The sequence below is a fragment of the Limnohabitans sp. genome (assembly GCF_044361985.1).
In the GTDB taxonomy this organism is placed as follows: domain Bacteria; phylum Pseudomonadota; class Gammaproteobacteria; order Burkholderiales; family Burkholderiaceae_C; genus Limnohabitans_A.
Genome location: NZ_JBIKHV010000067.1, coordinates 1 through 13,346, shown reverse-complemented (window position 1 = coordinate 13,346; position 13,346 = coordinate 1). Strand labels below are relative to the sequence as shown.

Below are 13,346 nucleotides of genomic sequence, written 5' to 3'. Positions count from 1 at the left end.
CAATTTGCCAAAACCCTGGCCGCTGCTGGTGCGGGCGTGGTGCTGGCCAGCCGCCGGGTCGAGAAACTCAAAGACCTGCGCGCCGAGATCGAGGCTGCGGGTGGCGATGCGCATGTGGTCGAGCTGGATGTGACCGACCGGCACAGCATTGCGGCGGCCGTGGCGCACGCCGAAACCGAGATGGGCAGCATCGACATTTTGGTCAACAACTCGGGCGTGAGCACCACCCAACGCATTCAGGACGTGACCGAAGAGGACTATGACTTTGTCTTTGACACCAATGTGCGCGGTGCATTTTTTGTCGCACAAGAGGTGGGCAAGCGCATGCTGGCCCGCGCCAAGGGGGCGGCGCCCGGCAGCTTCACGGGCGGGCGCATCATCAACATCGCCTCGATGGCAGGGCTCAAGGTGCTGCCGCAAATCGGGGTGTATTGCATGAGCAAGGCCGCTGTGGTGCAGATGACCAAGGCCTTTGCTGTGGAGTGGGGCCGATTCGGCATCAACGTGAACGCGATTTGCCCAGGCTACATCGACACCGAAATCAACCACCACCACTGGCAAACCGAGCAGGGCCAAAAACTCATCAGCATGCTGCCCCGCAAGCGCGTCGGCCAGCCCCAGGATCTGGATGCGCTGCTCATGTTGCTGGCCAGCGACCAGAGCCATTTCATCAATGGCGCGGTGATCGCTGCCGACGATGGTTTTGCCGTTTGAGGGGCCAGGCATGAAGTACGTTTTGCCCGAGATCAAAAAGCAGGTGCACCAATTGGTCATCCCCATCCGCTGGGGCGACATGGACGCCATGGGCCATGTCAACAACACGGTGTACTTTCGCTACCTGGAGACCATCCGCATCGACTGGTTCGACCACATCGGCTTCGACCTGAACCCGCAAGGCGAAGGGCCGGTCATCGTGAACGCGTTTTGTAACTTTTACAAACAGTTTGAATACCCGGGGGACATCTTGGCCACCATGTATGTGAGTGACCCGGGGCGCACCACGTTTGAAAGCTGGTGCACGCTGGAGCGCACCGACCAGCCCGGTGAGGTGTTTGCCGCTGGCGGCGCCACCACGATCTGGGTTGACTTTCCCAAGCAAAAATCTGTTCCCTTGCCCGATTGGGTCAAGGCGCTGGTCACGCCCTGATCAGGCTTGCGCAGCAGCCTGCACGCTGGCCTGAGCTTGGCCCACAGCGCGCCACTGGTCGGCGTGGCTTTGCAGCCAGTCTTGCGACTGGGTGGGGTGCCCGACCTGCATGGGGTGAAAGTCTTTGCGCGTGTAAGCCCAAATGGGTTTGGCCACGCGCCAGACCAAGCCGTGTCGACCGACCAAAAACTGGGCAGCAGACCACCAGGTTGACGGCTTGAAAAGCGTCTTGTCGTGCCACAGGTTGTTGACGGTTTGGCGCACAACGTCGGTGATGAACTGAAGGGTCACGTACCAGAACCAGCGCATGCGCCAGGCGTGGTTACCGCCCAGGCGCTGGTACAGGTCGAAGGCCACGCACTTGTGTTCAGACTCTTCGGCAGCATGCCAGCGCCACAAGGTTTGCAGCGGCTTTTCGGCATGGGCAAACCAATCGCCGGGCTGGTCCATGCGCTCGAGCGTGATGTCACCAAAAATGGAGGTGTAGTGCTCAAAGGCGGCGGTGATGGCCAATTCGTGCAAATAGCCCTTGTCGCTTTTGCTGAAGAATTCTTCGCGCCCTTTTTTCAGGCGGCGCTCGGCACGCGGGCCCCAATGGTTGACCAGGCCCTGCTTTTCAAGGTGTGCGTTGTACAGGCCATGCAAGTGGCGGTGTGTGGCTTCCTGGCCAATGAAGCCTTTGGCAAGCTGTTTGAGCTCGGCATTCTCGGGTGTCTCGGGCAGGTGTGTGGCCCCGGCTTTCACTGCATCCATGAAAGACTGTTCGCCCACCGGAAAGCTCATCGACAAGGCGTTGGCATAAGCCGTCAAAAACGCATCGCCGCCGTTCCAGTGGCGCGAAAAACCCTGGCTCAGGTCCACGCTCAAACGGCGTATGGTTAATTCAGAGGGAGCAGCGGGGTGGGTGTTCATGTTGGTGGGTGAGAGAAAACCGATTCGGTTATCAAACTGTATTGTTCAGGTTTTTCAAAGACCATGCAAAAGGCCACATAAAAATCACGCAGCGGGCTTGGTCTTGGGGGCGCGGCCCATCAGGTAGAACTCGGGGTTGGGCATCATGCCGCTGAAGCTGGCCATGCGGTTACTCAAGCCAAAGAAAGCGGTGATGGCCGCGATGTCCCAGATGTCCTCGTCGTCAAAGCCGTGGGCATGCAGCGCCACAAAGTCGGCATCTTCCACCTCGTCAGAGTGCTGGCAGACCTTGAGTGCAAAGTCGAGCATGGCGCGCTGGCGGGGCGTGATGTCCGCCTTGCGGTGGTTGATGGCCACCTGATCGGCCACCAAGGGTTTTTTCTCGTAGATGCGTAAAATGGCGCCGTGGGCGACCACGCAATACAGGCACTTGTTGGCGGCGCTGGTGGCGGTCACGATCATCTCGCGATCGCCCTTGGTCAGGCCGCTGCTGCGCCCCACCGACTCGGGCACCATCAAAGCATCGTGGTAGGCAAAAAAGGCACGCCACTCGGCCGGCCGGCGGGCAAAAGCCAAAAACACGTTGGGCACAAAACCGGCTTTTTCCTGCACTTCGAGCACCTTGGCTTTGATGTCGTCGGGCAAGTTCATGATGTCGGGGGCGGGGTAACGGGGCGTGGTGGGTGTGCTCATGGCGTGTCTCGGAGTGTTTATGCTTTGGCTATTCTCCACCAACTTGAAAGTTGCCCATGTCCGCACCCAAAACCCCTGCATCGCCCCAAGCCTGGCCCACCGACGAGGCCTTTCAAAACGGCCTGACCACCCGCAACCAGGTCATGGGTGCCGACTATGTGGACCGGGCCTTGGGCGCCGCCACCGAATTCACCCAGCCCATGCAGGAATTCATCACCCGAAACGCCTGGGGCAACGTGTGGCAACGCCCCGGCCTGGACCTGAAAACCCGCAGCCTGATCACCGTGGCCATGCTGACCGCGCAAGGCAAGCAGCAAGAGCTCAAAGCCCATATTCGCGGCGCACTGACCAATGGCGCGACCCCTGAAGAAATTCGTGAACTGATGCTGCACGCCACCGTGTATTGCGGCTTTCCGACGGCGATCGATGGTTTCAGGAGTGCGACCGAAGTGATCGAGCCCAAAGCTTGATCGTCTGTTGGGCGGCAGCCAAGGAAAATCCTCAGCCCCGCATCAACTTCTGAATCAGATCGGCCGCCCCCGAGGCCTGGTATTTGCGCATCAGTTTGACCCGGTAAATCTCCACCGTGCGGTGACTGATGCCCAGAGCACGGCCGATCTCTTTGCTGGTCAAGCCATCCATCAGGTGGGCGGCCACTTCGCGTTCGCGGGCAGTGAGTTCGGCTTTGACGGCTTTGCGCGCTGACAAGTCCTCAAAGGTCCAGATGCCTGCTTCGTGTGGGGCGTCACGGTTCAGCGCGCGGCCAGTCACGTGGCACCAAAAGGTTTCGCCTTTGAAGCGCCCATCCACGCGTTTCATGACACGGTCATCGGCATACACGCCACTGGCGTTCAGGATCGGGGTGATGCGTTGTCCGGTGCGCTCGTATTCGTCGGCGCTGGGGTAGAGCAGTTGAAAGCTTTGGCCGATGAGCTGCTCGCGGGTGGTGCCAAACATGTCGCACACGCGCTGGTTGCAGTCGACCATGGTGCGGTTGCGCGACAGCACCATGCCGACTGGGGCCAGGTCGAAGGCGAGGCGGTAATCGATGTCCTGGGTCATGGTTTGCTGACTTCCTGGTTTCCTGGTTTCCTGGATAAGGACTAGGGCTAGGGCTAAGGGCTGCGCTCTACGAAAAACTACGTAGTTTCTTACGTAGTATCGTAAGGCCTTCTTCCTTTTCTGGAGACCGGTGTGAACAAGATTTTTCCTTCCGCAGCCGAGGCCTTGAAAGGCATCGTGGCTGACGGGCAACTCATTGGCGTGGGCGGCTTTGGCCTGTGCGGCATTCCCGAAGCCCTGATCGACGCCTTGCGCGACAGCGGTGTGCAAAACCTGACCGCCATTTCCAATAATGCAGGGGTCGATGATTTTGGTTTGGGCAAGCTGCTGCAGACCCGCCAGATCAAGAAGATGATTTCGTCTTACGTGGGCGAAAACAAAGAGTTCGAGCGCCAATACCTGGCCGGCGAGCTGGCTTTGGAGTTCACCCCGCAAGGCACGCTGGCCGAAAAGCTGCGTGCTGGTGGCGCGGGCATTCCGGCTTTCTTCACCAAAACCGGCGTGGGCACCTTGGTGGCCGAAGGCAAAGAGTTGCGTGACTTTGGCGGTGAGACTTACGTGATGGAGCACGCGCTGCTGCCCGATGTGTCGCTGGTCAAGGCGCACCGTGCCGACAAGTCCGGCAACCTGCAGTTCCGTTACACCTCACGCAACTTCAACCCTGCTGTCGCCATGGCGGGCAAGGTGTGTGTGGTCGAGGTTGAAGAAATTGTGGAGACCGGCGACATGCACCCGGACAGCGTGCATTTGCCCGGCATTTATGTACACCGCATCGTGTTGAACCAGCGCCCGGAAAAGCGCATCGAAAAACGCACCATCACTGAAAAGGGGGGAGTCTGATATGAGCTGGAGCCAAGACCAAATGGCCGCGCGTGCGGCCCACGAACTGGAAGACGGTTTCTATGTGAACCTGGGCATCGGCATTCCGACCCTGGTGGCCAATTTCGTGCCCGCCGACAAAGAGGTGTGGCTGCAAAGTGAAAACGGCATGCTGGGCATTGGCCCTTTCCCGACCGAAGACGAAGTCGATGCCGACCTGATCAACGCCGGCAAGCAGACCGTGACCACCATCAAGGGATCGTCGATTTTTGGCAGCGAGCAGTCGTTCGCCATGATTCGCGGCGGCAAGATCAACTTGTCGATTCTGGGGGCAATGCAGGTGAGCGAAAAGGGCGATCTGGCCAACTGGATGATTCCCGGCAAGATGGTCAAGGGCATGGGCGGGGCGATGGACTTGGTGGCTGGCGTCAAGCGCGTGATCATCCTGATGGAGCACGTGGCCAAAAAGAAAGACGGCAGCGAAGACATGAAGATTTTGCCCAACTGCACCCTGCCACTGACCGGCGTGGGCGTGGTCGACCGCATCATCACCGACCTGGCCGTGATGGACGTGGTGCCGGATGGCCTGAAGGTGGTGGAATTGGCTCCGGGCGTCACGCCCGAGGTGCTGCAAAGCAAGACGGGTGTGAAGCTGATCTTCTGATCCTTCTGGATTCCCTGAAAGAAAAAGGCCCCTTCATGGGGCCTTTTTCATGGGGGGAAAACTCAAACAGAAAAAACTGGAGCGGAAAAATTGGAGCGGGTGATGGGAATCGAACCCACGTTATTTGCTTGGGAAGCAAAAGTCCTGCCATTAAACGACACCCGCGAAGCCAGTAGTTTACTTGAGGATGTCGCCCATGCAGAGGAATTTGATTTCCACATAGTCGTCCATGCCATGGTGTGAACCCTCGCGGCCCAGGCCCGACTGCTTGACGCCGCCAAAGGGCACGTGCTCGGTGGCCAATATGCCCACGTTGATGCCCACCATGCCGTATTCCAGGGCCTCGCTCACGCGGAAAATACGGCCCACATCGCGGCTGTAGAAGTAGCTGGCCAGACCAAATTCGGTGTTGTTCGCGGCGTCAATCGCTTCTTGCTCGGTCTTGAATTTGAAGACGGGGGCGAAGGGGCCAAAGGTTTCTTCTTTGGCGCAGAGCATGTCGGCTGTGGCATCGGCCACCACGGTGGGTTCAAAGAATTGGCCAGAGCCCATGCTGGACAGGCGCTTGCCACCCACCAGTACCCGTCCGCCTTTGGCCACGGCGTCGTCCACATGGCGTTGCACTTTGGTCAGGGCGGCTTCTTCGATCAAGGGGCCTTGGCTGACGCCGTCTTCAAAGCCGTTGCCCACTTTGGCGGTCTTGACTTTGGCGGCGAATTTTTGGACGAATTCGTCGTACACGGCTTCTTGCACATAAAAGCGGTTGGTGCACACGCAGGTCTGGCCGGCGTTGCGGTATTTGCTGGCAAAAGCGCCCTCGACCGCGCTGTCGATGTCGGCGTCTTCAAACACGATGAACGGGGCGTTGCCACCCAATTCCAGCGACATTTTTTTCACCGTGGGCGCGGACTGCGCCATCAGGATGCGGCCCACTTCGGTGGAGCCTGTGAAGCTGATGTGGCGCACCACGTCGCTGGCGCATAGCACTTTGCCCACGGCGATCGAGTTCTCGCTGTCGGCGGTGATCATGTTCAGCACGCCAGCCGGAATGCCGGCACGCACAGCCAGTTCGGCCGCAGCCAGGGCAGTCAGGGGCGTGAGTTCAGCGGGTTTGATGATCACAGGGCAACCGGCGGCCAGGGCAGGGGCCACTTTACGGGTGATCATGGCCAGTGGAAAGTTCCAGGGCGTGATGGCCGCGCACACACCAATCGGTTGCTTGAGCACCAACAAGCGGCGGTTGTTGTCGAATTGGGGCAGGGTTTCGCCGTTGATGCGCTTGGCTTCTTCGGCGAACCATTCCACAAAGCTGGCGCCATAGGCCACTTCGCCTTTGGCCTCGGGCAAGGGCTTGCCCTGCTCGGCGGTCATGATGCGGCCCAGATCGTCCTGGTTGGCCATCAGCAGGTCATACCACTTGCGCAAAATGATGCTGCGCTCTTTGGCGGTTTTGGCTTTCCAGGCAGGCCAAGCGGCGTTGGCAGCCGCAATGGCGGCTTCGGTTTCGGCAGGGCCGAGGTTGGCCACCTTGGCCAGAACCTGGCCGGTGGCCGGGTCGGTGATGTCAAAACGGCTGCTGCCCGCCACCCATTGGCCGTTGATCAGTGCGTCGGTCTTGAGCAGGCTGGGGTCTTTGAGCTGGGCGAGGGGGGATGGGGTGGGGTTCATCGGTGTCTCCGTGGGTGTTTTGCGGGGTTATTCAAACCGGGCCATGGTCAGAAGCTTAGCGCAGGGCCGAGGCACCGCCTGTCGCAAAGACAACCTGCTGGCTCGGCCACAGAAGGCGGGTGGGCGAAATCTTATAATCGCGGGTTGCACTAGAAAGCCACCAAGACCATGAGCCAAGCCGTCATTTCCGTTGCCGACATCCGCAAGATTTTTCTGGACTTTTTTGAGTCCAAGGGGCACACCGTGGTGGCATCCAGCCCTTTAGTGCCGGGCAATGACCCGACCTTGATGTTCACCAATTCAGGCATGGTCCAGTTCAAGGACGTGTTTTTAGGCACAGACAAGCGCTCGTATGTGCGCGCCGCTTCGGTGCAGGCCTGCCTGAGAGCCGGCGGCAAGCACAACGATCTGGAAAACGTCGGCTACACCGCGCGCCACCACACTTTCTTTGAAATGATGGGCAACTGGTCTTTTGGGGATTATTTCAAGCGCGAATCGCTGGAGTGGGCGTGGGAACTGTTAACCCAGGTCTACAAGCTGCCCGCCGACAAGCTGTACGCCACGGTCTACATGGAAGACGATGAGGCCTATGCCATTTGGGAAGGCATTTTTGTCAAAGCGGGCTGGACGCCTGAACGCATCAAAGAAGAAACCCGCATCATCCGGATTGGTGACAACAAGGGCGGCCGTTACAAATCCGACAACTTCTGGATGATGGCCGACACCGGCCCCTGCGGCCCTTGCAGCGAGATTTTCTTCGACCACGGCGACCACATCCCTGGCGGCCCTCCCGGCAGCCCCGATGAAGACGGCGACCGCTTCATCGAGATCTGGAACAACGTGTTCATGCAGTTCAACATGGACGAGACCGGTGCCGTCACGCCGCTGCCCGCACCTTGCGTGGACACCGGCATGGGCCTGGAGCGTCTTGCTGCGATTCTTCAGCATGTGCACAGCAATTACGAAATTGACATTTTTGACGCGCTGATCAAGGCCGCGTCTCGCGAAACCGGGTGCGCCGACCTGAACAACAAGTCGCTGCGCGTGATTGCCGACCACATTCGCGCCACCGCCTTTTTGGTGAGCGATGGCGTGGTGCCCAGCAACGAAGGCCGCGGCTACGTGCAGCGCCGTATCGTGCGCCGGGCCATTCGGCACGGCTACAAGCTGGGCAAAAAAACCCCTTTTTTCCACAAGCTGGTGCCCGATCTGGTCAAGCTCATGGGCGCGGCTTACCCCAACTTGGCCGACCAGGCCGAGCGCATCACCGACATCCTGCGCATTGAAGAAGAGCGCTTTTTTGAAACCCTGCAAAGCGGCATGCAGATTCTGGATGCCGCCCTCGACGGTGGTGTGAAGGTTTTGCCCGGAGACGTGGCCTTCAAGCTGCACGACACCTACGGCTTTCCGCTGGATTTGTCGGCCGATGTTTGCCGCGAGCGCGACCTGTCGGTGGACGAAGCCGGTTTTGCCGTGGCCATGGAAAAGCAAAAGGCCCAGGCCCGCGCTGCGGGCAAGTTCAAGATGGACAAGGCGCTGGATTACACCGGCCAGGGCAACGACTTTGTGGGCTACGACGCGCTGACGGCGCACGCCAAAGTGCAGGCCTTGTATGCCGACGGTGTGGCCGTGACGGTTCTGCAAGCCGGACAAGCGGGCGTGGTGGTGCTGGACACCACCCCGTTTTATGCCGAGTCGGGTGGTCAGGTCGGCGACCAGGGCCTGCTGCACAACGCGGGCGCCCAGTTCGAGGTGGCAGACACGTTGAAGATCAAGGCCGATGTGTTTGGCCACCACGGCACCTTAAAGTCCGGCAGCCTGAAGGTGGGTGATGCCTTGCAAGCCCATGTCGACACCGAACTGCGCGCCGCCACCGTGCGCAACCACAGCGCCACCCACCTCATGCACAAGGCCATGCGCGAAGTGTTGGGCAGCCATGTTCAGCAAAAGGGCAGTTTGGTCAACGCCGAGCGCACCCGTTTTGACTTTGCCCACAACGCCCCCTTGACCGATGCCGAGATCCGCCAGATCGAAGCCCGGGTCAATGCCGAAATTCTGGCCAACGCTGCAGCGCAAGCCCGCGTGATGGACATCGAGTCGGCCCAGAAGACCGGCGCGATGATGCTGTTTGGCGAGAAATACGGCGAAACCGTGCGGGTGCTCGACATCGGCAGCAGCCGCGAATTGTGTGGTGGCACCCACGTGAAAGCCACAGGCGATATTGGTTTGTTCAAGGTGGTGGGCGAGAGCGGCGTGGCCGCCGGGGTGCGCCGCATCGAGGCCGTGACCGGTGTGAACGCCTTGTCGTATTTGCAATCGCTGGAAGACACCGTCGCTCAAGCGGCGGGTGCACTCAAGTCCCAGCCGGCCGAGTTGAACCATCGCATCGCCCAGGTGCTGGATCAGGTCAAGGCGCTCGAAAAGGAAATGTCCGCACTCAAGGGCAAGCTGGCTTCGGCCCAGGGCGATGAGCTGATGACTCAGGCGGTGGACATCAAGGGCGTCAAGCTGCTGGTGGCCAAGCTCGAGGGGGCTGACGCCAAGACTTTGCGCGACACCATGGACAAGCTCAAGGACAAGCTCAAGACCGCCGTGATCGTGCTCACGGCAGTGGACGGCGACAAGGTGCAGATTGCTGCGGGCGTGACCGCCGACAGCGTGGGCAAGGTCAAGGCCGGGGAGTTGGCCAACTTTGTGGCGGCCCAAGTGGGTGGCAAAGGCGGTGGCAAGGCCGACATGGCCATGGCCGGCGGCACCGACGCCAAAGCTTTGCCTCAGGCCATGGCCAGTGTGCAGGCCTGGGTGACTGAACGCCTCTGATCGTTGCGGCCAAGCCCCTGGGCCAGGGGCTTGTCACCGATCTGCAAGCTGCAGTCGATGCTGGCTTTGGAAGGCCCTTGCTTGCCCTGTGTGCGGGTCAGCAAACTGCACGGCATGGGCCAGCAGTTGCAAGGGCTGGCTGAAGTCTTCGGGTTCATCTATTCCTCGCCGGAGGATGGGGTAAAAAGGGTCGCCCTCGATCGGTATGCCCATCGACGCCATGTGCACCCTCAATTGGTGACGCTTGCCGGTGACAGGTTCAAGCTGGTACAGCGCCCGCAGGCCGTCTGTGTGCAGCAGGCTGATGCGGGTTTCACTGTTGGGCACGCCAGGCACCTCTTGGGTCCTGAAAAAAGGCTCCCCCGGCACCAAACGGCTGGCATGGTGTCGCGGCAAGTTCAACTCAGGCTTGAACGCTGCCACAGCGTGGTAGGTCTTGTGAATCTGTTTTTCCCGAAACAAGGCGTGGTAGGCATCGCGCTCGTGAAGTCTTTTGCCAAACAGCACCAAGCCTGCAGTTTCGCGGTCTATGCGGTGCAGCGGCACCAGGTCCGCACACCCTGTCAAGCGCTTGAGTTGCACCAGCAGGCTTTGCTGCACGTAGGGGCCTGAGGGGGTGACGGGCATGAAGTGGGGTTTGTCGGCCACCAGCAGGTGATCGTCTTCGAACACGGTGCGCGCTTGCAAGGGCAAGACGGGTTCATCGGTCACGTTGCGGTAGTAGAAAAAGCGTTGGCCTGCCTGGCAAGCTTGGTCGGGCAAAGCACTTTGCCCGTCTTCCTGCAACACCAGGCCTTGTTGTAGGCGCTGCGCCCATTCACTGCGCTGTATAGCGGGCATGCGTGCAGCCAGAAAGTCGAGCAGGCTGGGCCATGTGCCCGCTGGGACTAACACCACACTGGGGCCCACACCGTCGCGCGTGGGCAACTGAACAGCGTTTCCCGCTTGGGTCATATCAGACGCGGCGAAACACCAGATCCCACACGCCGTGGCCGAGCTTCAGGCCCCGGTTTTCAAATTTGGTCAGCGGGCGATAGTCTGGCTTGGCTGCATAGCCGCCATGGGCTGCATCGCCGGTGTTGACGAGCAGCTTTTCTGCGCTGATGACGGCCATCATTTGTTCGGCATAGGGCTGCCAGTCTGTCGCGCAGTGCAGGTAGCCGCCCACCTTGAGGCGTTTGGCCAGTTTGTTCACCAACTCGGCTTGAAGCAAGCGGCGCTTGTGGTGCTTGGTTTTGTGCCACGGGTCCGGAAAAAAAATGTGCACGCCATCCAGTGAGGCCTCTGGCAGCATGTGGTCGATCACCTCGACCGCGTCATGCCGCAGGATGCGGATGTTGTGGATGTCCTGCTCGCCAATGCGCTTGAGCAGGGCGCCCACTCCAGCTTCGTGCACTTCGCAGCACAAAAAGTTGTCATCGGGGCGGACTTTGGCGATGTGGGCCGTGGCTTCGCCCATGCCAAAGCCGATTTCCAGAATCAAGGGGGCCGAGCGGCCAAAAGCCGCTGTCGCGTTGAATGCGCCTGGCGCATAGTTCAGCAAGTTGGCCGGGCCATACAGTTCATAAGCTTTGGCTTGGCCGATGGTGGTGCGGCCAGCGCGCAGCACATAGCTTTTGATGGTGCGCAAAAAAGGCACATCAGTGGGGATGCCGGAGGGCTTTTTGCCTTCGGCCAGGGTGTTGTCAGTCATGGGTGGGGATTGTAGGGGCGCGCACCGGGGTCTTTTTGAAGCTGCGTCCAGAACGCCAGCGCTGCGTCAACAGGGCCTGCATGCATGGGCAGCCCCAAAACCTGGGCGGCCTGGTTGAGCTCAGCCAAGGGATCGGACAGATCCAGGGGGCGCGCCCCGTTTTGCTTGCTGAGCTTTTCGCCATTGGCACCCAGCACCAAAGGGGTGTGCAGGTACTGCGGCGTGGGCAGGCCTAAAGCGCGTTGCAGCACGATTTGCCGCGCCGTGTTGTCGGCCAAGTCTTCGCCGCGAACCACATGGGTGACGCCTTGGGCGGCATCGTCCACCACCACCGCCAGTTGGTAGGCCCACAGGCCATCGGCGCGGCGCAGCACAAAATCGCCCACGTCTTGGGCCACGTTTTGTTGTTGCGCCCCCAAACGCCGGTCTTGCCAGTGCGTGGTGCCAGGCATGCCCAGCGCCGCTTGCACCGCCTGCACGTTCAAGCGCCAGGCTCGGGCGGGTTTGCCGTTCAGGCCTGCGCGGCAGGTGCCGGGGTAGACCGTTTCTATGTGGCGTTTCTGGGTTGGGGGTGTTGCCGATTCGATGGCCGCTTCGACCTCTTTGCGGGAGCAGCCGCAGGGGTAGGCCCAGCCTTTGTCGATCAGTTCCTCGAGCGCAGCGCTGTAGGCTTGGGCACCTTGGCTTTGCCGGATGACCTTACCATCAGGCACCAAACCGCAGGTGCGCAGTTGCTCCAAGATGGCTTCATCGGCACCCGCCACGCAGCGAGGGGTGTCCACGTCTTCGATGCGCACCCACCAACGGCCTGCGTGGGCACGGGCATCGAGCCAGCTGGCCAGGGCTGCGACCAGTGAGCCTGCATGCAAAAGGCCGGTTGGCGAGGGCGCAAACCGGCCTGTGTAAACCGAGCTCATCGAGACCCACCCACCATGGGCAGGCTCAGCGGTTTTTGAGCACGGCCAGCGCCAGCTCAAGCCCTGAGACAAACGCGTCTTCGGCCCGGCGGCCCAGACACCAGTCGCCGCACAAGCCGATGCCCTGGTCCTTGAACCACAGGTGGCTTTCGCCCAGCGGTTGCGCGGTTTTGGCATACAACCAGCGGTGCGCTTCGGCATGGGCCGGGGTGGCGCGGATGCCGGTGATTTCGGCAAAGGCCTTGATCAGTTTGCCGGTGATGCGTTCGGGGGTGTCGTTGACGTGTTCGGCCGACCAGGGCGCGCTGGCTTGCACGGTCCAGCGTTCGATGCGCTCGCGCCCGGGTTTGGACGATTCACGCGCCATCCAGGCGATGCGGTGGTGCGTGCTGCGGGCGGCGTTCCATTGCGGGCCAAGGGTGATGAGGCCGGGTTGCACGGCTTGGGGGTAGGCCAGCATCAAGGTCCAGCAGGGATCAACCCGCACACCGCTCAAAGGCGCGGCCAGGTCGTTCAGGCCGGAGGCCTTCAACAAGCTGCTGGCTTGTGCTGGGGGAATGGCCAAAATGACTTTGTCAAAACCGGCATAGACGCGCTGACCGCCGTCGTCGCTTTCGGTCTGCAGTTGCCAGCCGTTTTTCTTCAGGGGGTCGGCCATGATCTGGGTGACCCGGGTTTGCAGTTGCACATTGCCGTCTTCAACCAGTGGTGCCGCCCAGGCCTTGACCAGCCCGTTCATGCCTGGCGTGGCCACCCAGTGGCGTTCACCTCCGGGCAATCCGGCTTCGATCACCCGGCCATTTGGGTCGAGCACGCGCACGGCATTGGCGCTCCAGGGTTTGCACACGCCAGGGGCGGTGCCGATGGCGAGTTCAAAACGCGGGTCGCGCACGGTGAAGTACTGGGCACCGTGGTCGAAGCTGCCAAAAGCACTGGCGCGGGTCGACATGC

14 protein-coding genes and 1 tRNA gene are annotated in these 13,346 nt (G+C 60.7%); 6 read left to right on the top strand and 9 right to left on the bottom strand.

What is annotated here, in order from left to right; translation table 11 throughout:
* Window positions 1-714: SDR family oxidoreductase (locus tag ACIQ3A_RS11040; RefSeq protein ID WP_396431792.1), on the top strand; the 714-nt coding region annotated here is incomplete at its 5' end.
* Window positions 715-724: 10 nt separating this feature from the next.
* Entirely contained in the window at window positions 725-1,147 is a 423-nt protein-coding gene (locus ACIQ3A_RS11035) for a thioesterase family protein (RefSeq protein ID WP_108406244.1), read from the top strand.
* Here the strand turns inward: ACIQ3A_RS11035 and ACIQ3A_RS11030 are convergent, their stop codons facing one another.
* Together ACIQ3A_RS11030 and ACIQ3A_RS11025 are read right to left on the bottom strand one after the other, a co-directional pair.
* A complete protein-coding gene (locus ACIQ3A_RS11030; RefSeq protein ID WP_396431791.1) occupies window positions 1,148-2,059 on the bottom strand; it encodes a metal-dependent hydrolase in 912 nt (303 codons plus the stop codon).
* 84 nt (window positions 2,060-2,143) lie between these two features.
* Window positions 2,144-2,752: a peroxidase-related enzyme gene (locus ACIQ3A_RS11025; protein WP_396431790.1), complete on the bottom strand. Its 609-nt coding sequence runs from the start codon at window positions 2,750-2,752 to the stop codon at window positions 2,144-2,146.
* A 56-nt stretch (window positions 2,753-2,808) separates the two neighbouring features.
* On the opposite strand from ACIQ3A_RS11025, the gene ACIQ3A_RS11020 reads away from it, so the two are divergent.
* The gene (locus ACIQ3A_RS11020; protein WP_396431789.1) at window positions 2,809-3,222 is read left to right on the top strand and encodes a carboxymuconolactone decarboxylase family protein; all 414 of its coding nucleotides are present in this window, start codon (window positions 2,809-2,811) and stop codon (window positions 3,220-3,222) included.
* Between the two features lie 31 nt (window positions 3,223-3,253).
* Here the strand turns inward: ACIQ3A_RS11020 and ACIQ3A_RS11015 are convergent, their stop codons facing one another.
* The gene (locus ACIQ3A_RS11015) at window positions 3,254-3,814 is read right to left on the bottom strand and encodes a LuxR C-terminal-related transcriptional regulator (RefSeq protein WP_396431788.1); all 561 of its coding nucleotides are present in this window, start codon (window positions 3,812-3,814) and stop codon (window positions 3,254-3,256) included.
* Between the two features lie 132 nt (window positions 3,815-3,946).
* Here ACIQ3A_RS11015 and ACIQ3A_RS11010 point away from each other — a divergent pair, with 132 nt between their 5' ends.
* Both ACIQ3A_RS11010 and ACIQ3A_RS11005 read left to right on the top strand, forming a co-directional pair.
* Window positions 3,947-4,654, top strand: coding sequence for a CoA transferase subunit A (locus ACIQ3A_RS11010; protein WP_396431787.1), 708 nt, complete (start codon window positions 3,947-3,949; stop codon window positions 4,652-4,654).
* Between the two features lies 1 nt (window position 4,655).
* A complete protein-coding gene (locus tag ACIQ3A_RS11005; protein ID WP_108405891.1) occupies window positions 4,656-5,297 on the top strand; it encodes a 3-oxoacid CoA-transferase subunit B in 642 nt (213 codons plus the stop codon).
* Window positions 5,298-5,388: 91 nt separating this feature from the next.
* Here the strand turns inward: ACIQ3A_RS11005 and ACIQ3A_RS11000 are convergent.
* Both ACIQ3A_RS11000 and ACIQ3A_RS10995 read right to left on the bottom strand, forming a co-directional pair.
* Window positions 5,389-5,462, bottom strand: a tRNA-Gly gene (locus tag ACIQ3A_RS11000).
* Window positions 5,463-5,474: 12 nt separating this feature from the next.
* Complete coding sequence (locus ACIQ3A_RS10995; protein ID WP_396431786.1) at window positions 5,475-6,965, bottom strand: NAD-dependent succinate-semialdehyde dehydrogenase; 1,491 nt, start codon at window positions 6,963-6,965, stop codon at window positions 5,475-5,477.
* Window positions 6,966-7,133: 168 nt separating this feature from the next.
* Between ACIQ3A_RS10995 and alaS the strand changes: the two genes are divergently transcribed.
* Window positions 7,134-9,785 carry an alanine--tRNA ligase gene (gene alaS, locus ACIQ3A_RS10990; protein ID WP_396431785.1) on the top strand — a complete coding sequence of 884 codons (2,652 nt, stop codon included), beginning with the start codon at window positions 7,134-7,136 and terminating at the stop codon, window positions 9,783-9,785.
* A gap of 33 nt (window positions 9,786-9,818) precedes the next feature.
* On the opposite strand, the gene ACIQ3A_RS10985 is transcribed toward alaS, so the two are convergent.
* From ACIQ3A_RS10985 to ACIQ3A_RS10970, 4 genes are all read right to left on the bottom strand, one after another.
* Window positions 9,819-10,739, bottom strand: coding sequence for a pseudouridine synthase (locus tag ACIQ3A_RS10985; RefSeq protein ID WP_396431784.1), 921 nt, complete (start codon window positions 10,737-10,739; stop codon window positions 9,819-9,821).
* A gap of 1 nt (window position 10,740) precedes the next feature.
* A complete protein-coding gene (gene trmB / locus ACIQ3A_RS10980; protein WP_396431783.1) occupies window positions 10,741-11,478 on the bottom strand; it encodes a tRNA (guanosine(46)-N7)-methyltransferase TrmB in 738 nt (245 codons plus the stop codon).
* Complete coding sequence (gene gluQRS, locus ACIQ3A_RS10975; RefSeq protein WP_396431782.1) at window positions 11,475-12,395, bottom strand: tRNA glutamyl-Q(34) synthetase GluQRS; 921 nt, start codon at window positions 12,393-12,395, stop codon at window positions 11,475-11,477. The genes trmB and gluQRS overlap by 4 nt, the downstream gene beginning before the upstream one ends.
* 25 nt (window positions 12,396-12,420) lie before the next feature.
* Window positions 12,421-13,346 (bottom strand): NAD(P)/FAD-dependent oxidoreductase (locus ACIQ3A_RS10970; RefSeq protein ID WP_396431781.1); only part of this gene is annotated, 926 nt, incomplete at its 5' end.

What these genes read in the sequence shown, in the direction of transcription:
- ACIQ3A_RS11035 (WP_108406244.1), top strand. Translation starts at nt 725, where the DNA reads ATGAAGTACGTTTTGCCCGAGATCAAAAAGCAGGTGCACCAATTGGTC.
- ACIQ3A_RS11030 (WP_396431791.1), bottom strand. Translation starts at nt 2,059, where the DNA reads ATGAACACCCACCCCGCTGCTCCCTCTGAATTAACCATACGCCGTTTG.
- ACIQ3A_RS11025 (WP_396431790.1), bottom strand. Translation starts at nt 2,752, where the DNA reads ATGAGCACACCCACCACGCCCCGTTACCCCGCCCCCGACATCATGAAC.
- ACIQ3A_RS11020 (WP_396431789.1), top strand. Translation starts at nt 2,809, where the DNA reads ATGTCCGCACCCAAAACCCCTGCATCGCCCCAAGCCTGGCCCACCGAC.
- ACIQ3A_RS11015 (WP_396431788.1), bottom strand. Translation starts at nt 3,814, where the DNA reads ATGACCCAGGACATCGATTACCGCCTCGCCTTCGACCTGGCCCCAGTC.
- ACIQ3A_RS11005 (WP_108405891.1), top strand. Translation starts at nt 4,656, where the DNA reads ATGAGCTGGAGCCAAGACCAAATGGCCGCGCGTGCGGCCCACGAACTG.
- ACIQ3A_RS10995 (WP_396431786.1), bottom strand. Translation starts at nt 6,965, where the DNA reads ATGAACCCCACCCCATCCCCCCTCGCCCAGCTCAAAGACCCCAGCCTG.
- alaS (WP_396431785.1), top strand. Translation starts at nt 7,134, where the DNA reads ATGAGCCAAGCCGTCATTTCCGTTGCCGACATCCGCAAGATTTTTCTG.
- ACIQ3A_RS10985 (WP_396431784.1), bottom strand. Translation starts at nt 10,739, where the DNA reads ATGACCCAAGCGGGAAACGCTGTTCAGTTGCCCACGCGCGACGGTGTG.
- trmB (WP_396431783.1), bottom strand. Translation starts at nt 11,478, where the DNA reads ATGACTGACAACACCCTGGCCGAAGGCAAAAAGCCCTCCGGCATCCCC.
- gluQRS (WP_396431782.1), bottom strand. Translation starts at nt 12,395, where the DNA reads ATGAGCTCGGTTTACACAGGCCGGTTTGCGCCCTCGCCAACCGGCCTT.